Source organism: Streptomyces sp. NPDC001381, assembly GCF_042895685.1.
GTDB lineage: Bacteria > Actinomycetota > Actinomycetes > Streptomycetales > Streptomycetaceae > Streptomyces.
This window is the reverse complement of record NZ_JBIAWO010000007.1, coordinates 370,108-386,979: the sequence shown is the minus strand read 5'-3', so window position 1 is coordinate 386,979 and position 16,872 is coordinate 370,108. Positions and strand designations below refer to the sequence as shown.

16 protein-coding genes are annotated in these 16,872 nt (G+C 73.1%); 10 read left to right on the top strand and 6 right to left on the bottom strand.

Annotation, left to right across the window (positions count from 1 at the left end):
• Positions 1–220 precede the first annotated feature (220 nt).
• A complete protein-coding gene (locus ACFY2L_RS29565) occupies positions 221–628 on the top strand; it encodes a YciI family protein (protein WP_390660518.1) in 408 nt (135 codons plus the stop codon).
• 8 nt (positions 629–636) lie between these two features.
• On the top strand, positions 637–1,782 hold the full coding sequence (locus ACFY2L_RS29560) for an RNA polymerase sigma factor (protein WP_390660626.1): 1,146 nt from the start codon (positions 637–639) through the stop codon (positions 1,780–1,782).
• 193 nt (positions 1,783–1,975) lie between these two features.
• Here ACFY2L_RS29560 and ACFY2L_RS29555 read toward each other — a convergent pair whose 3' ends face one another.
• The 4 genes from ACFY2L_RS29555 to phoU form a co-directional block, all read right to left on the bottom strand.
• On the bottom strand, positions 1,976–3,082 hold the full coding sequence (locus ACFY2L_RS29555) for a serine hydrolase domain-containing protein (RefSeq protein WP_390823903.1): 1,107 nt from the start codon (positions 3,080–3,082) through the stop codon (positions 1,976–1,978).
• A gap of 135 nt (positions 3,083–3,217) precedes the next feature.
• Positions 3,218–3,883 (bottom strand): rhomboid family intramembrane serine protease, encoded by a 666-nt coding sequence (locus ACFY2L_RS29550; RefSeq protein WP_390660516.1) that lies wholly within the window; start codon positions 3,881–3,883, stop codon positions 3,218–3,220.
• A 91-nt stretch (positions 3,884–3,974) separates the two neighbouring features.
• Positions 3,975–4,223, bottom strand: a complete 249-nt coding sequence (locus ACFY2L_RS29545; protein WP_390660515.1) for an SCO4226 family nickel-binding protein — start codon at positions 4,221–4,223, stop codon at positions 3,975–3,977.
• Between the two features lie 839 nt (positions 4,224–5,062).
• Positions 5,063–5,755: a phosphate signaling complex protein PhoU gene (gene phoU, locus ACFY2L_RS29540; protein ID WP_390660514.1), complete on the bottom strand. Its 693-nt coding sequence runs from the start codon at positions 5,753–5,755 to the stop codon at positions 5,063–5,065.
• 222 nt (positions 5,756–5,977) lie between these two features.
• On the opposite strand from phoU, the gene ACFY2L_RS29535 reads away from it, so the two are divergent.
• Together ACFY2L_RS29535 and ACFY2L_RS29530 are read left to right on the top strand one after the other, a co-directional pair.
• Positions 5,978–7,372: a sensor histidine kinase gene (locus ACFY2L_RS29535; RefSeq protein WP_390823902.1), complete on the top strand. Its 1,395-nt coding sequence runs from the start codon at positions 5,978–5,980 to the stop codon at positions 7,370–7,372.
• The gene (locus ACFY2L_RS29530) at positions 7,369–8,049 is read left to right on the top strand and encodes a response regulator transcription factor (protein WP_015659563.1); all 681 of its coding nucleotides are present in this window, start codon (positions 7,369–7,371) and stop codon (positions 8,047–8,049) included. Before ACFY2L_RS29535 ends, ACFY2L_RS29530 begins: the two co-directional genes overlap by 4 nt.
• A 69-nt stretch (positions 8,050–8,118) precedes the next feature.
• Here ACFY2L_RS29530 and ACFY2L_RS29525 read toward each other — a convergent pair whose 3' ends face one another.
• On the bottom strand, positions 8,119–8,751 hold the full coding sequence (locus ACFY2L_RS29525) for a DUF461 domain-containing protein (RefSeq protein WP_390660512.1): 633 nt from the start codon (positions 8,749–8,751) through the stop codon (positions 8,119–8,121).
• A 662-nt stretch (positions 8,752–9,413) separates the two neighbouring features.
• Here ACFY2L_RS29525 and ACFY2L_RS29520 point away from each other — a divergent pair.
• The 6 genes from ACFY2L_RS29520 to ACFY2L_RS29495 all read left to right on the top strand — a co-directional run bounded on the left by ACFY2L_RS29520 (position 9,414) and on the right by ACFY2L_RS29495 (position 15,801).
• On the top strand, positions 9,414–9,896 hold the full coding sequence (locus ACFY2L_RS29520) for a CarD family transcriptional regulator (protein ID WP_003953493.1): 483 nt from the start codon (positions 9,414–9,416) through the stop codon (positions 9,894–9,896).
• A gap of 340 nt (positions 9,897–10,236) precedes the next feature.
• Positions 10,237–10,989: a 2-C-methyl-D-erythritol 4-phosphate cytidylyltransferase gene (gene ispD / locus ACFY2L_RS29515; protein WP_390660511.1), complete on the top strand. Its 753-nt coding sequence runs from the start codon at positions 10,237–10,239 to the stop codon at positions 10,987–10,989.
• Positions 10,979–11,482, top strand: a complete 504-nt coding sequence (ispF, locus tag ACFY2L_RS29510; protein ID WP_390660510.1) for a 2-C-methyl-D-erythritol 2,4-cyclodiphosphate synthase — start codon at positions 10,979–10,981, stop codon at positions 11,480–11,482. The genes ispD and ispF overlap by 11 nt, the downstream gene beginning before the upstream one ends.
• A gap of 81 nt (positions 11,483–11,563) precedes the next feature.
• A complete protein-coding gene (gene cysS, locus ACFY2L_RS29505) occupies positions 11,564–12,964 on the top strand; it encodes a cysteine--tRNA ligase (RefSeq protein WP_390823901.1) in 1,401 nt (466 codons plus the stop codon).
• A gap of 99 nt (positions 12,965–13,063) precedes the next feature.
• A complete protein-coding gene (rlmB, locus tag ACFY2L_RS29500) occupies positions 13,064–14,005 on the top strand; it encodes a 23S rRNA (guanosine(2251)-2'-O)-methyltransferase RlmB (RefSeq protein ID WP_390823900.1) in 942 nt (313 codons plus the stop codon).
• A gap of 152 nt (positions 14,006–14,157) precedes the next feature.
• Positions 14,158–15,801: a DoxX family membrane protein gene (locus ACFY2L_RS29495; protein ID WP_390660507.1), complete on the top strand. Its 1,644-nt coding sequence runs from the start codon at positions 14,158–14,160 to the stop codon at positions 15,799–15,801.
• A 188-nt stretch (positions 15,802–15,989) separates the two neighbouring features.
• On the opposite strand, the gene ACFY2L_RS29490 is transcribed toward ACFY2L_RS29495, so the two are convergent.
• The gene (locus ACFY2L_RS29490) at positions 15,990–16,721 is read right to left on the bottom strand and encodes an NDP-sugar synthase (protein ID WP_390660506.1); all 732 of its coding nucleotides are present in this window, start codon (positions 16,719–16,721) and stop codon (positions 15,990–15,992) included.
• Between the last annotated feature and the right edge of the window lie 151 nt (positions 16,722–16,872).

The following is a 16,872-nucleotide window of genomic DNA, read 5'->3' as shown; positions in this document are numbered from 1 at the left end:
CGTCCGGCCCCCCCCCCCCCCCCCCCCCCCCGCCCCCCCCCCCCCCCCCCCCCCCCCCCCCCCCCCCCCCCCCCCCCCCCCCCCCCCCCCCCCCCCCGCCTTGCAGGCCGGTGTGGTGGGTGAGGAGACTTCGCGCGGCGATGTCGAGAAACCGTGGCCCGCTCCGTCCCCGGGGTGAGCGCGACCAGAATGGGTCGTGTCAGCACCGAGGAGAGACACCATGGCCAAGTACTTGCTGCTCAAGCACTACCGCGGCGCGCCGGCTCCGGTGAACGACGTGCCGATGGACCAGTGGACGCCGGAGGAGATCTCCGCCCACGTCCAGTACATGCAGGACTTCGCGGACCGGCTGGAGAAGACCGGGGAGTTCGTCGACGGTCAGGCGCTCGCGCCGGAGGGGACGTTCGTCCGCTACGACGGCGAGGGGCGGCCGCCGGTCACCGACGGGCCGTTCGCCGAGACCAAGGACCTCATCGCCGGCTGGATGGTGATCGACGTCGACAGCTACGAGCGCGCCGTCGAGCTGGCCGGGGAGCTGTCGGCCGCCCCCGGGGCGGGCGGGAAGCCGATCCACGAGTGGCTGGAGGTACGCCCGTTCCTGACCGCGCCGCCCACCATCACGGAGTGACCTCCGGGATGGACGAGGCCCTGCTGAGGAGCCTCACGCCGAGCGTGCTCGCCGTCCTCGTCCGCCGCGGGGCCGACTTCGCGGCGGCCGAGGACGCCGTGCAGGACGCGCTGGTCGAGGCGGTCCGCGTCTGGCCCGCCGACCCGCCGCGCGATCCGAAGGGCTGGCTGATCACCGTGGCCTGGCGCCGGTTCCTCGACGCGACCCGGGCGGACGCCGCCCGCCGCCGGCGTGAGGACCTCGTCGACGAGGAACCGGCGCCCGGGCCCGCCCCCGCGGTGGACGACACGCTCCAGCTCTACTTCCTGTGCGCCCACCCGTCGCTGACGCCGTCGTCCGCGGTCGCGCTCACGCTGCGCGCCGTGGGCGGGCTCACCACCCGCCAGATCGCCCGGGCCTACCTGGTGCCCGAGGCGACGATGGCGCAGCGGATCAGCCGGGCCAAGCGCACCGTCTCCGGCGTGCGGTTCGACCAGCCCGGTGATGTCGCCACCGTGCTCCGCGTCCTCTACCTCGTCTTCAACGAGGGCTACTCCGGCGACGTCGACCTGGCCGTCGAGGCCATCCGGCTCACCCGGCGGCTCGCGGGCGCGATCGACCACCCCGAGGTCGCGGGGCTGCTCGCCCTCATGCTGCTCCACCACGCCCGGCGTGCCGCCCGGACCGCGCCCGACGGCAGCCTGGTGCCGCTCGCCGAGCAGGACCGGGGCCGGTGGGACACGGAGTCGATCGCCGAGGGCGTCGAGATCTTGCAGGCGGCGCTCGCCCGCGACCGGCTGGGCGAGTTCCAGGCGCAGGCCGCCATCGCGGCGCTCCACGCCGACGCGCCCACCGCCGGGGAGACCGACTGGGTGCAGATCGTCGAGTGGTACGACGAGCTCGCCCGCCTGACCGACAGCCCGGTCGTCCGCCTCAACCGCGCGGTGGCCGTCGCTGAGGCCGACGGGCCGCGCGCCGGCCTGGCGGCGCTCGCGGCGCTGGACGACTCGCTGCCTCGACACACCGCGGTGGCCGCGTACCTGCACGAGCGCGACGGCGACCTGGCGACGGCGGCACGTCTGTACGCCGAGGCGGCCCACAAGGCCCCCGACCTCGCCGAACGCGACCACCTGACACGCCAGGCCGCCCGGCTCAACGCCCGCCGACGCCCCTGACCGCCCCCTCCGGGCGCACGCTTCCCGGGACGCGGCCGGCGTCCGTGTCCCGGCGTACCCCACCCGGGACGCGGCCGGCGTCCGTGTCCCGGCGCGTGCCTCCCCGGACAGGGCTGTCGTCGCCCGCCCGTGGTCCGGGCCGCCTCTCCACCGTAGGGCCGGAGCGGCGGCTCGCGGCCTGTCGCTGTCCGCGTCAGCGGTCCTTCGCGCAGAGCGCCGCGTCCACCGCTCCCTGGAGGTGGCGCAGGCTGCTTCCCTCCGCCGCCCAGGTCGTCGTGTAGACGGTCACCGTGCCGCGGCCGCCGGTCGCCCGGCCGCCCGCGACCGAGTCGCCGGGGAGGTCGCCGCCGTGGCCCCAGTAGACGCCGCCGCAGGTGAGGGGGATGGAGGCGAGGCCGTAGCCGTAACGGCTGCCGGGTGGGTAGGTGTCGCGGCCGCCGACGTCGGTGGTGTCCCGGGTCATGAGGCGCAGGGCCCAGTGAGGGAGGAGCCGGCCTTCGAAGAGGGCGTTCCAGAAGGTGTTGAGGTCCGGCGGGGTGGAGACGAGGCCGCCCGACGCGCCGAACTCGTGGCCGGGCAGGTCCGTCACGTCCACCCGGCCCGCCCCGGGGTGCGCCGGGTTGATGCCGTAGTTGCGGGCGTGCGGGCCGCGCAGGGTCAGTTCGCCGGGTGCGGGCCAGTAGGTGTCGTCCAGGTGCAGGGGACGCAGGATGACGCGTTCGACGTAGGTGCGGAAGTCGACGCCCGACACCTTGTCGATCACCATGCCGAGGACCAGGTAGTTGGTGTTGGAGTAGCCCCAGTCGGTGCCGGGTGCGAAGACCGGCGGCTGCGCCAGCGCCAGGGCCAGGTAGTCCTCCGAGGTGCCGGGGCTGCTCCAGTCGACGAGCGTCGCGTACTCGGGCAGCCCGCTGGTCTGCTTGAGCAACTGGCGGAGGGTGACGGGGCGGCCGGCGAGCTGCGGTACGTACCTGCCCGCGCGGTCGTCGAGCCGTATCCGGCCGTCGGCCACCAGGCGCATCACGGCCACCGCGGTGAACGCCTTGGTGTCACTGGCCAGCCGGAACCGGGCCGTCGCGTCGACCATCGGCCGGCCGGTGGTGAGGTCCGCGACGCCGGCGGTACGGGTCAGCCGGCCGTCGTAGGCGAGCGCGCCCGGGACCTCGTCCCGCTCGACGAGCTGGTCCAACTGTCGCTGGACCGGGTCGCGTTGGCCGCTCGCCGCCGCGACGGGGGCCAGCGCCCCGGTGAGTGTCGCGGCGAGCAGGACGGCGGCGGCGAGGCGGGTGCGGCGGTACATGGGTTCCCCCTGGGCGTCGGTCGGTTCGCTTGCCGACGACGCTGCCAGCAGTCCGGCGCGAGATCACTACGACCGGCCCCCGCAAGAAGGGTGTGGCTAGCCCCCTTGTCCTCGCGGACCTCCGGCGGCGGCCCGCTACAGGAGCCCCAGATCCCCGAGTTCCTTGTGCAGATCGGCCCGGGGGTTGTCGGTGGTCGTGGCCGGGGCGGAGCCGCGCGGGGTGGTGGGCTCCGCGCCCGCGGGGCGCTTGCGGCGGTCGCGGAACAGCCAGGCGCCCACCACCCCGCCGGCCAGTCCGCCGAGGTGGGCCAGCCAGCTCACCCCCGGGGTGCCGGGCACGGCCACCGTCAGCATGTAGGCGAAGGACGCCGCCATCACCACGCCGATCAGGGTGTCGACGAGGTGGCGGTCGAAGAGGCCGCGGACGACGACGTACCCGAAGTAGCCGAAGATCAGGCCGCTCGCGCCGACCGTCTCGACGTTCCCGCCCTCGAAGAACCAGACCGCCAGGCCGCTGGTCACCGCCACCAGCAGGCTCAGCCCGAGGAAGCGGAGCACCCCGCGGTACGCGGCCAGGAAGCCGAAGATGAACAGGGGGCCGGAGTTGCTCTCGATGTGGGCCCAACTCCAGTGCAGGAAGGGCGCGGTGAGGATGTGGGGCAGGGCGTCGAGGTCGCCGGAGACGACACCGTACTCGCGGGCCGGCGTGTAGTCGTCCGCGAAGTTCACGAGTTGCACCAGCCAGACGAGCGCCAGGAATCCGAACATCGCGAAGAACGCCTTCCGCGCCTCCGCGATCATCGCCGCAGCATCAGAAGCCGGCCTGTCCATGGTGTGTTCCCCTCCCCGAGACCACCTCCATGATGCCGGTTTCCGCTCCCGGCCGGGCGGTTCAGACCGACAGCGGGACCGGATGGACCTCGTCCGCCCGGTGGCCGGTGCGTTCGTGGATGCGCTGGACCGCGTCCGGCGAGGGGGCCTCGGAGAGGCAGTAGACGATGCCGGCCTCGGGGTCCGCCCAGGCGGCCTCGAAGTGCACGCCCTCGTCCGCCTCTATCGCGAGGTCGGCCTGGTGCGCCTGCTGGAGCTGCTCGTGGGTGATGCCTTCCATGCCGTGGTGGACGTCCATGAACCTGGGCATGAAGCCCACCCCCTTTCGTGCTCGTGCCCGCCCCTGCGGTGTCCGTCCTCTCCATGCTGCGCCCGGCACAGCCCGCCCGCTACCGAGGCCCAACCGCTACCGAGGCCCGCCCCTGCCGGGCGGACGACGGCGGAGAGGGCCCCGGTGAAGCCACCGGAGCCCCCTCCGTCGTACGAGCGTGCTCAGCCGCACTGGCACGGGCTGCCCGACTGGCACCCGCAGCCGCACCCGGAACCGCAGCCGCACGCGCCGATCAGCATCAGGTTCCTGATCTCTGCGGGCTGCTCGGTCGGGCGTTCCTGCGTCGGGTCGGGCTGGGGAGTGCTGGGGGACTCGGCCATGGGTTCCTCCCGGAGGCGTAGGGCCTGTGCCCATTGCATGCCCGCCGTGTCGGGCGCATCAACGGCGCACGGAGGCGCCCGCACCCCCGGGGGAGCGGATCCGGCCGGGGCCGCGCTCCGGACGCCCGGCCCGGACGCCCGGCTCGGACTCCAGGCCCGGACGCCAGCCCCGGACACGCGGCCCAGGCACGCGGCTCGGACGCTGGCTCGGACTCCGGCCCAGCCACGCGGCCCAGCCACGCGGCTCGGACGCTGGCTCGGTCTCCGGCCCGGACACGTGGCCCCGCCACGCGGCCCGGACTCCAGCCCCGGACACGCGGCTCGGACGCTGGCTCGGACTCCGGCCCAGCCACGCGCCCCCGTCACGCGGCCCGGCCCGGCCCAGCCACGCGGCCCGGCCCGGCCCAGCCACGCGGCCGGCCCCGCCTCGCCACGCGGCCCGGACACGCGGCCCCGCCACGCGCCCCCGCCTCGCGGTCCGGACCCCGGTCCGAGGAGTTACGCGCCCTCGGCCGGTGTGATCTCCGGCTGGATGTCCGGCTGCAGCTCGTCCGCGTGCTCGCCGGTCACCAGGAACACCACGCGCTTGGCCACGGCCACCGCGTGGTCGGCGAACCGCTCGTAGTAGCGGCCGAGCAGGGTGACGTCGACCGCCGTCTCGATGCCGTGCTTCCAGCGCTCGTCGATCAGGTGCTGGAACAGCGTGCGGTGCAGCAGGTCCATCGCGTCGTCGTCCGACTCCAGCTGGAGCGCCAGGTCGACGTCCTTGGTGACGATGCACTCCGCCGCCTTCGCCATCAGGCGCTGCGCGAGCTGGCCCATCTCCAGGATCGTGGCGTGCAGGTCCTGCGGCACGGCGCGGTTGGGGAAGCGCAGACGGGCGAGCTTCGCCACGTGCTGGGCGAGGTCGCCGGAGCGCTCCAGGTCGGCCGACATCCGCAGCGACGTGACGACTATGCGCAGGTCGGTGGCGACGGGCTGCTGCCGGGCGAGCAGCGCGATGGCCTTCGCCTCCAGGTCGTGCTGGAGCTCGTCGACCTTCTGGTCGTTCTCGATGACGCTCTCGGCCAGCTTCAGGTCGGAGTCGAGGATGGCGGTCGTGGCGCGCCCGATCGCCGACCCGACCAGCCGGGCCATCTCCACCAGGCTGTCGCCGATCGAGTCCAGTTCCTCGTGGTACGCGTCCCGCATCAGGATTCCCTCTCGTACGTCATTCTCGGGGTTCCGGGGGCCGGAACCGGCCATGCAACCGGCGCTGCGAACCCCACGGTGCCACGGTCCGCCCGCTACGCGTCGGTTTCCGTCACCCCAAATGAACCACCACTGGCTCCAAGGTGAACTCTGGGCGACGAGTGTTCGAGCTCGCACCTCGATGGCTGTGGTCAGGCCCGATCCCGTGCCTAACCTGGACGCATGGACGTGAACGCGGCGGTCGCCGCAGCGGCAGCGATCGCCGGGGTGCTCACCGGTGTCATCGCCATGCTGGCGTTCCGCTGGAGCGAACGCGACCATGCCCGCCCCACCCGTACCTCCCTGCACACCGACCCCGTGCTTCCGCCGGGCGTGGACACGGTCCTGTCGGTGCTGCGTTCCTCGGCCGTCGTGCTCGACGAGGCGGACGCCGTCGTGAAGGCCAGTTCGGCGGCGTACGCCCTCGGGCTGGTCCGGGGCGGCAAGCTCTCCGTCGAACCGATGCTCAAGATGGCCCGGGACACCCGGCGCGACGGGGAGATACGCCAGGTCGAGCTGGATCTGCCGAGGCGCGGCACCGGGCGGGGAGAGGCTCTCGCGGTCTCCGCGCGGGTGGCCCCGCTCGGCTCGCGGCTCGTCCTCCTCCTGGTCGAGGACCTCACCGAGGCCCGCCGGATCGAGGCGGTCCGCCGGGACTTCGTGGCGAACGTCAGCCATGAGCTGAAGACCCCGGTCGGCGCGCTCTCGCTGCTCTCCGAGGCCGTCATGGACGCCTCCGAGGATCCCGAGGCCGTCGAGCGTTTCGCCGGCCGGATGCAGATCGAGGCCACCCGCCTCACCAACCTGGTCCAGGAGCTCATCGATCTGTCGAGGGTGCAGAACGACGACCCGCTGGAGGACGCCGAACCGGTCGGCGTCGACGAACTGGTCGCCGAGGCCGTCGACCGCTGCCGTCACCAGGCCGGCACCAAGCAGATCACCATGGCCTGGAGCGTGGGAGGGCCCGAAGGGCTCGGCCAGGAGGGCGGGCGCCGGGCGGGCACCGCCGACCTGCGTGTCTGGGGCAATCGCGGCCAGCTGGCCGCCGCCCTCGGCAACCTGGTCGAGAACGCCGTCAACTACTCGCCCGCCCGCACCCGCGTCGGCATCGCCGCCCGCCGGGTGAACGCGCCCGGCGGCGACCTGATCGAGATCGCGGTGACCGACCAGGGCATCGGGATCTCCGACAAGGACAAGGAGCGCATCTTCGAGCGCTTCTACCGCGTCGACCCGGCCCGGTCCCGCCAGACGGGCGGTACGGGCCTCGGTCTCGCGATCGTCAAGCACGTGGCCGCCTCGCACGGCGGGGAGGTCACGGTGTGGAGCGCCGAGGGACAGGGCTCCACGTTCACTCTGCGGCTGCCGGAGGCGGCGACCGCCGCCCGGGACCGCGACCGGGCGCAGCAGCACCCGGATCCCGACGACCCCGACGATTTCGACGACCTGGACGACCTCGAAGACGAGGACGGCCAGGGCGGCGGCCAGGCCCCCCACACCTCTTCCCCCACCCCGTCCCGCGCCTCATCCCCCGATTCGACCGCGTACCAGACGCTTTCCGCCCCGGAGGTCCTTCCGTGACCCGAGTGCTCGTCGTCGAGGACGAGGAGTCCTTCTCCGACGCCCTGTCGTACATGCTCCGCAAGGAGGGCTTCGAGGTCGCCGTCGCGACCACCGGGCCCGACGGACTCGACGAGTTCGAGCGCAACGGCGCCGACCTCGTCCTCCTCGACCTGATGCTGCCGGGTCTGCCCGGTACGGAGGTGTGCCGTCAGCTGCGCGGCCGCTCCAACGTCCCCGTGATCATGGTGACCGCCAAGGACAGCGAGATCGACAAGGTCGTCGGGCTGGAGATAGGAGCCGACGACTACGTCACCAAGCCCTTCTCCTCGCGGGAGCTGGTCGCCCGCATCCGCGCCGTCCTGCGCCGCCGCGGCGAGCCGGAGGAGGTGACGCCGGCCGCGCTGGAGGCGGGTCCGGTCCGGATGGACGTGGACCGCCACGTCGTCACGGTGTCCGGTTCCAAGGTCGACCTCCCGCTCAAGGAGTTCGACCTGCTGGAGATGCTGCTGCGCAACGCCGGCCGCGTCCTCACCCGTATGCAGCTCATCGACCGGGTCTGGGGTGCCGACTACGTCGGCGACACCAAGACCCTCGACGTCCACGTCAAGCGCCTGCGCGCCAAGATCGAGCCCGACCCGGGCGCGCCGAGGTACCTGGTGACGGTCCGGGGTCTGGGGTACAAGTTCGAGCCGTAGACCGCTCGGTACGTACGAGAAGGGCGGCACCCCGGTGGGGGTGCCGCCCTTCCGGCGTGGGGACGGGGCTCAGCCGGTGGCCGTCGCGCTCGCGGAGGCCGAGTCGGTGGGGGCCGGCGACTCGGTGCCGCCCGCGGGGGACTCGGAGGCCGTGGCGGTCCCGGAGGGAGACTGAGCCGGGGCGCTCGGGATGTCGCTGGGGCCCCAGCTGGAGAAGTAGCTCTCGGCCGGGACGACGAAGGCCCGCAGGCTCACCGCGCCGGTCTCGCTGAGGGTGAAGGTGGTCTTCTGGGCGTTGCCGTCGATGGAGCCCTCGGCGGGGTGCTCCAGGACGGCGGAGGCGTTGCCCTCGCCGCCGATGACGACGGAGCCGCCGGCCGGGACGGTCAGCTTGTCCTGGCCCTCGGCGGGGGAGAGCTTCGCGGCGCCGAGGCCCTCGACGTCGATCGAGTCCAGGGTCTGGGCCTTGCCGCCGCTGTTGAAGATGGTCGCGGAGACGGCGACCGGTCCACCCCCGGCGGGATCGGGCTGGGTGATGACGACGGCGTTCTGGATCTTGATGTCACCGACGCTGGTGGCGGCGTTGTCCGGCTTGATCCCCAGGGTCTGGGAGTCGTTGCCGGCACCACAGGCGGCGAGCGAGGCGATCGAGAACGCGATGGCGGAAGCGGCGAGGGCGCCGCGTCGAAGGCTGCTGCTCACGGCGGCGGCAACTCCTTGAACGCACACGGGCAGCTCACCTGGTGATAAAGCCGCCCTAAGGGTCTGTCAGCGGCCTTAGGTTACCGAGCCGTTCCCGCGCCGCCGCACCCGACCCGCCTCTAACGCGTTCCGGCGGCTCTCCGGCCCCCGTCGCCCGGGGCGTCACACCTGTCACAGCACTCACAAGCGACCCGGCGGTCACTCGGACTTCATCCTTGCTCTTCCTGCTCGTCCGTCATTCACATAACCACGTCCGGGCTCCGCTTAAGCGCCGTCGAGCTCCGCACGCGGATTTTCCGTGAAGGAATGCGCGGCGGTCCCGGAAATTGATCACGGGTCCGCTCGAACCGCCGGTGATCAATTCCGGAAACGGCGCGTATGCGGTCGCCGACGCCGAACGGAGTAGCGGAAGTCGCACACATGGAAGCGGACATATGCGGACGTTCGGCCGTCCGGGGCGGGCTCCGGATGCGTGTAACGTACGCGTTTCACCCCCCTCGGAGAGCGGCTCCCACCTGCGAATACCTGCTTCCGCGAGCCGCCCGAAGCACGTTCCTGTCGCTGTTGTCAAGCCCCGAGATATGCCCTGACCTGCGAAAACGCCATTCAGGAACCGCAGTTTCCGTGTTACCCTGGATAGCCACGGAAGGGGTACCTGTCACATGACGTTCAAGGTTGGCGACACCGTGGTCTATCCCCATCACGGGGCCGCGCTGATCGAGGCCATCGAAACTCGCCAGATCAAAGGCGTGGACAAGACCTACTTGGTGCTGAAGGTCGCCCAGGGTGACCTGACGGTACGTGTGCCAGCGGACAATGCGGAGTTCGTCGGCGTGCGTGATGTGGTCGGTCAGGACGGGCTGGACCGGGTCTTCGAGGTGCTGCGCGCGCCGTACGCCGAGGAGCCCACGAACTGGTCGCGTCGCTACAAGGCAAATCTGGAGAAGCTGGCGTCCGGCGACGTCATCAAGGTCGCGGAAGTGGTGCGTGACCTGTGGCGTCGTGAGCGCGAGCGCGGACTCTCCGCCGGCGAGAAGCGCATGCTCGCCAAGGCCCGCCAGATCCTGGTGAGCGAGCTCGCTCTTGCGGAGAACACCAACGAGGACAAGGCGGAAGCCCTGCTCGACGAGGTTCTCGCGTCCTGACGCCGGCGCAAGCCAGCCTCAGAGCACTGAGAAGAACACCGAAAATGCCGCGGTGCCCGATGACGTAATTCCCGTCGCCGGGCGCTGCGGCATGTTCGCGTCCGGAAGGGACGCCCCGCCGAGCCCGCTGACGCCGGGGCCCGCCGCCGGCGAGCCCCCTGCATGCCGACCCCGTCGTCGCCGTGGCCGGCATCTCGGGGGAGGGATCCCCCGGTACTTTTCGTGCCGAGCCCGGGCAGCGCTCGACCGGCGTGTCACGGAAGGGTCCGGTCAAGGCGTCGCGCCCGGCACGCTGTCTCCGTACCCAACTAGGCCGAGCACACAAACCTGACAGGAACCGATGTCTGACGATTCGCGTCCCTCGCCCGCGCCCGCCCGCACGGCCGCGGTGATTCCGGCCGCCGGCCGTGGCGTACGCCTCGGTCCGGGCGCCCCCAAGGCGCTCCGCACGCTGAGCGGCACGCCCATGCTGATCCACGCCGTGCGCGCGCTCGCCGCCTCCCGCGCCGTCTCCCTGGTGGTCGTCGTGGCCCCGCCGGACGGCGCCGCCGAGGTCAAGTCGCTGCTCGACGTGCACGCGCTGCCCGACCGCACCGACTTCCTCGTCGTGCCCGGCGGCGACACCCGCCAGGACTCCGTGCGGCTCGGCCTGGACGCGCTGCCCCCCGACTACGACATCGTCCTGGTCCACGACGCCGCACGGCCGCTCGTCCCGGTGGACACCGTGGACGCCGTCATCGAGGCCGTCCGGGACGGCGCCCCGGCCGTCGTCCCGGCGCTGCCCCTCGCCGACACCGTCAAGGAGGTCGAGCCGGCCGTCACCCCCGGTGACCCCGAACCGGTCGTCGCGACCCCGGTGCGCGCCCGTCTGCGCGCCGTCCAGACCCCGCAGGGCTTCGACCGGGCCACCCTCGTCCGCGCCCACGAGACGGTCACCGAGGACGTCACCGACGACGCGAGCATGGTCGAGCAGCTCGGCCTGACGGTCGTGGTGGTCCCCGGCCACGAGGAGGCCTTCAAGGTCACCCGCCCGCTGGACCTGGTCCTCGCGGAGGCGGTCCTGGCCCGCAGGAGGCTCAACGATGGCTTCTGAGACGCCGCCGCCGTACGTCCTTCCCCAGGTCGGCATCGGCACCGACATCCACGCCTTCGAGGAGGGCCGCGAGCTGTGGTGCGCGGGCCTGAAGTGGGAGGGGGAGGGGCCGGGACTGGCCGGCCACTCCGACGCCGACGTCGTCGCCCACGCCGCCTGCAACGCGCTCTTCTCGGCGGCGGGCCTCGGCGACCTCGGGCAGCACTTCGGCACGGGCCGGCCCGAGTGGTCCGGCGCGTCCGGGGTGACCCTGCTGACGGAGGCCGCCCGGATCGTCCGCGAGGCAGGCTTCCGCATCGGCAACGTCGCCGTCCAGGTCGTCGGCCCCCGCCCCAAGATCGGCAAACGCCGCGACGAGGCGCAGAAGCTGCTGTCGGAGGCGGCGGGCGCCCCCGTCTCCGTGTCGGGCGCGACGACGGACGGGCTGGGCTTCCCGGGCCGCGAGGAGGGTCTGATGGCGGTGGCCACGGCCCTGGTGGTCCGCACGCGCTGACCTGTGCGTGGCATGTCACGAATGTGTGGCCCTTGGGCGGTCGGGCGCGGGGCACGGCCCCGCGCCCACTACCCTGGAGTGGTGACCATTCGCCTGTACGACACCAGCGCCCGGCAGATCCGTGACTTCGCCCCGCTCACGCCGGGTTGCGTCTCGATCTACCTGTGTGGCGCCACCGTCCAGGCGGCCCCGCACATCGGGCACATCCGCTCCGGTCTGAACTTCGACATCATGCGCCGCTGGTTCGAGTACCGCGGCTACGACGTCACGTTCATCCGCAACGTCACCGACATCGACGACAAGATCATCGCCAAGTCGCACGACCAGGGCCGCCCCTGGTGGTCCATCGGCTACGACAACGAGCGGGCGTTCAACGACGGTTACCAGGCCCTCGGTTGCCTGCCGCCGACGTACGAACCGCGTGCGACCGGGCACGTCCCCGAGATGATCGAGATGATGCGCGGCCTCATCGAGCGCGGTCACGCCTACGAGGCCGACGGCAGCGTCTACTTCGACGTGCGCTCCTACCCCGGCTACCTGGCGCTGTCCAACCAGGACATCGACGATCTGCGCCAGCCCACCGAGGAGGGCATCACCGGCAAGCGCGACCCGCGCGACTTCGCCATGTGGAAGGCGACCAAGCCGGGCGAGCCCGACTGGGAGACCCCGTGGGGCCGCGGGCGTCCCGGCTGGCACCTGGAGTGCTCGGCGATGGCCCACAAGTACCTGGGCTCCGCCTTCGACATCCACGGCGGCGGCCTCGACCTGGTCTTCCCGCACCACGAGAACGAGATCGCGCAGGCCAAGGCCTTCGGTGACGACTTCGCGCGGTACTGGGTGCACAACGCCTGGGTCACCATGAGCGGCGAGAAGATGTCGAAGTCGCTCGGCAACTCGGTGCTGGTGTCGGAGATGGTCAAGCAGTGGCGCCCGATCGTGCTCCGCTACTACCTCGGCACCCCGCACTACCGCTCGATGATCGAGTACAGCGAGGAGTCGCTGCGCGAGGCCGAGTCGGCGTTCGCGCGGATCGAGGGGTTCGTGCAGCGCGTGGTCGAGAAGGCGGGCGGTGTCGTCGAGCCCTCCGCCGAGGTGCCGCCGGCGTTCGCCGAGGCGATGGACGACGACCTGGGCGTGCCGCAGGCCCTCGCCGTCGTGCACACCACCGTCCGGCAGGGCAACTCCGCGCTGGCCGCCGACGACAAGGAGGCCGCCGTGGCCCGCCTCGCCGAGGTCCGTGCCATGCTCGGCGTCCTCGGCCTCGACCCGCTCGACCCGCACTGGGCCGGTGAGGCCGACCGGGGCGAGGACCTGCACGGCGTCGTCGACAGTCTCGTACGACTCGTCCTCGACCAGCGGGAGTCGGCGCGCGGACGGAAGGACTGGGCGACCGCGGACGCCATCCGCGACCAGCTCAACCAGTCCGGGCTGACCATCGAGGACGGCCCGCAGGGGCCGCGCTGGACGCTCGGTCCGCGCTAGTCCCCCTCTTGATCGATTGTGCCGCCCGGGTCCCCGGGCGGCACACTGCATGTACAGATGCACACACGTACGTACGACGTCCACGGAAACAGGTAGGTCATGGCAGCCAACAACCGCCGCATGTCCGGCAAGAAGGGCGCGCAGGTCGGCAGTGGCGGCCAGCGGCGCCGGGGCCTGGAGGGCAAGGGCCCGACCCCGCCCGCCGAGATGCGCAAGGGACACAAGAAGAACCGCATCGCCACCGCCAAGGCCAAGCAGGTCCAGCGGCGCCCGGTGGCGCGCGGCCGGGGCGGCAAGGGCACGTCCGAGATGGTCGTCGGCCGCAACCCGGTCGTCGAGGCGCTGCGCGAGGGCGTACCGGCCTCCACGCTCTACGTCCAGCAGTTCATCGACAACGACGAGCGCGTGCGCGAGGCGCTGCAGCTCGCGGCCGAGCGCGGCGGCATCAACCTCATGGAGGCCCCGCGCCCCGAGCTGGACCGCATGACCAACGGCCTCAACCACCAGGGCCTGGTGCTCCAGGTCCCGCCGTACGAGTACGCGCACCCCGAGGACCTCGCCGAGGCGGCCTACGACGAGGGCGAGGACCCGCTGATCGTCGCGCTGGACGGCGTGACCGACCCGCGCAACCTCGGCGCGGTCGTGCGTTCCGTCTCCGCCTTCGGCGGCCACGGCGTCGTCGTCCCCGAGCGCCGCGCGGCCGGTATGACCGCCGGCGCCTGGAAGACCTCCGCCGGCACGGCCGCCCGGACGCCCGTCGCCCGCGCCACCAACCTGACCCGCGCCCTGGAGGCGTACAAGAAGGCCGGCATCGTGGTCGTCGGCCTGGCCGCGGACGGCGAGGCCGAGGTCGGCGAACTGGAGGCCCTGGAGGGTCCGGTCGTCATCGTCGTGGGCAGCGAGGGCAAGGGCCTGTCCCGACTGGTCGGCGAGACCTGCGACTTCCGGGTGCGGATCCCGATGCCGGGCGGCGCGGAGTCCCTCAACGCGGGTGTGGCCGCGGGGATCGTGCTGTACGAGGCCGCTCGGCGACGGGCCTGACGGCGACCGGGCCGGCGGCCCGGCGCCGCGGGTGAACAGGTGTCCGTGCGGTCACCCCGATGGGTCAATTGCGGCGGGTAGTGCAACCTTGACGGAGTCCGGACAGATCCGGCGGGTCAAAGCAGTGTCCTAACCACACGTCACTCGGTTAGATGAGTGTGGACACCAGAACACCCCGCACACCCACGGGGGACCGCTCGTCGGGATTCGACGACGCTCCCGCGCTGAGCATGGTGAAGGTGCCGAGCGATCCGGCGCAGGTCATCGTCAATCACGCGAGCTTCCGCGTGCAGCTGGGCGCGTCGGCGCGGCGTAGCCAGAACCTGCGGATCGCCCGGCATGCCGGCGCCGCCGAGGACACCGCGCGCATCCCCGTCGTGGGGACGGCGGGCAGAGCGGGCGCCGCCTCGGGTGCCCGCCGCCGGCCCGTCGTCTGGAGCGGCCAGACCGCACCGGACGACACCGGCGCCCACCGGCTGCTGCAGGCGGTGCGGGCAGGCAGCGTGGGCCACGGCGAGCAGCCCGGGGCCGACGCCGGAGCCACCCAGGTCATCCCCCGCATCGGTGAGGGCTACGACGGCGCGCTCACCGCGCAGACCCTCGAAACCCCCCTCGTCGGCGCCCAGCGCTCCCCCGCCGCCGGCGAGCACCGCCTCCTGCCGGCCATGCGCCCCGTCGGCAGCGCCTACGACGAACCCCCCTACGACGACGCGGAGTTCGAGGACTTCGGGGCGGCCCTCGCCGAGGCCGCCGCGCCGCGCGGCAGGCGGCACGCCGACGGAGACCCCGCCCGGCACGCCTACTTCCCCGGCCGCCGCATGAACCTGGGAGTGGTCCTCCTCCCGCTCCGCGTCCTCCTCGGCTTCATCTCCATCTACGCCGGCATGGGCAAGCTGTGCGACCCCGTCTACTTCGACGGCGGCAAGCGCGGCTCCATGGTGCAGTGGCTCAACACCCTGCACCCCTGGGAAGTCGCCGAGCCGCTGCGCCAGTTCGCCCTGCACCACCCCGTCGGCTCCGGGCTCGTCATCGCCTTCCTCCAGGTCATCGTGGGCGTCCTCACCGTCCTGGGCTGCTGGCAGCGGGTCGCCGCGGCGTTCGGCGCGGGGCTCTCGGCCGCGCTCATCGTCACCGTCAGCTGGAAGACCGTCCCGGTCTACGAGACCCCCGACATCATCTACCTCGCCGCCTGGTCGCCGCTGGTCATCGCCGGCGCCCCCGTCTACTCCGTGGACGGCCGCCTCGCCGCCGGGGCCTGGCGCCGTCTCGGCCCCCGCTCCGACCTGTGGGAGCTGCGCCGGTACGTGCTGCGCCGCGGCGCCCTGGTCACCGCGATCGCCGTCGGCCTCACCCTGCTGATCGGCTCCCTGCTCGGCGGTGCCGTCCGCGACGCCGACCGGGTGGTCGTCCCCGGCCCCGGCGAGGCCCCGCGCAACGAGCTGCCCGGCTCCCCGCTCCCGGACGAGTCCGGCACCCGCGAGACCGGCCGCAGCCCCGAGGCGTCCACCTCGCCCACCCAGGGCTCCCCCTCGGCGGCCCCGACGGCCGGCGCGGACAGCTCGCCCGCGGCCCAGGACCCGGGCACCGCCACCACCGGCGCGCCGAGCCAGACCCAGGGCACGGCGGGCCAGGCGCCGCCGCAGCGGACCAGCCCGGTGGAGCAGGCCCCCGCGACCAGCTCCGGCCCGGCGTCGGGCGGTGCGACGAGCAGTTCCGGCGGGTCGACGAGCGGCGGCTCGACGGGCGGTACGTCGTCGTCGGGCCAGCAGGGCCTGGTGGGCGGCCTGCTGGGCTGACGCCGTTCATCGTCGGCCGCGGGCCGGCGGCGGCCGTCCGGCTCCCCGGGCCCCCGCAGCGTACGAAGGCGCCGCGCACTGACAGGTGCGCGGCGCCTTCGGCGTCGTCGTCAGGGGGCGGGGCCGGTCTCCGCCGGTCGGCGGAGGCTGGTCGGCGGAGGCTGGGGCGGCCCGGTGCGGAACGGGTCTCAGCGGCCCAGCGCCGCCAATTCCTTCGCCGCCTCCGTGAGGTCCTTCGCGGTGTCGATGGCCCGCCAGTAGGCCCCCTGCGGAATGGGGAAGCCGGCCAGCCGCCGCTCACGGGCGAGGTGGGGAAACGTCGTCCGCTCGTGATCCCCGCGCTCGGGCAGCAGCCCCGCGAACTCGGGCGAGAAGACGTACACGCCCGCGTTGATCTCGTACGTCGTCGGCGGGGCCTCGATGAAGTCGGTGATGTGACCGAAGCCGTCGGTCTTCACCGCCCCCCACGGAATGCGCGGCCGCGCCAGCGCGAGGGTCGCCACGGCGTCGCGCTCGGTGTGGAAGTCGGCCATCTCGCGGAGCGAGAAGCGGGTCCAGATGTCGCCGTTGGTGGCGTACCAGGGCCGGTCGGGGTGGGGGAGGCGGGCGGCCGCGTACTTCAGGCCGCCGCCGCGGCCGAGGGGCTCGGTCTCGACGACCGTGGTGACGTTCACCGGCAGGTCGGCCGTCTTCAGCCAGTTCTGCAGGACCTCGGCGAGATGGCCGCAGGAGACGACGACGTCGGTGACGCCCTCCTCGGCGAGCCAGCCGAGCTGATGGCCGATGATCGGCGTCCCCGTGCCGGGGATCTCGACCATCGGCTTGGGCCGGTCGTCGGTGTAGGGACGCAGCCGGGACCCCTGGCCACCGGCCAGGACGACGGCTTGCGTGGGGCGGGACGCGGCGTGCGGATGGGTCATGGCCGCACTGTACGCGGCGCGGTGTCACGGGCGTGGGGGGGGGGGGGGGGGGGGGGGGGGGGGGGGGGGGGGGGGGGGGGGGGGGGGGGGGGGGGGGGGGGGGCGGCGCCCGGGCCCCGGCCCGGGGGGGGGGGGGCGGCGGGGGCGCGGC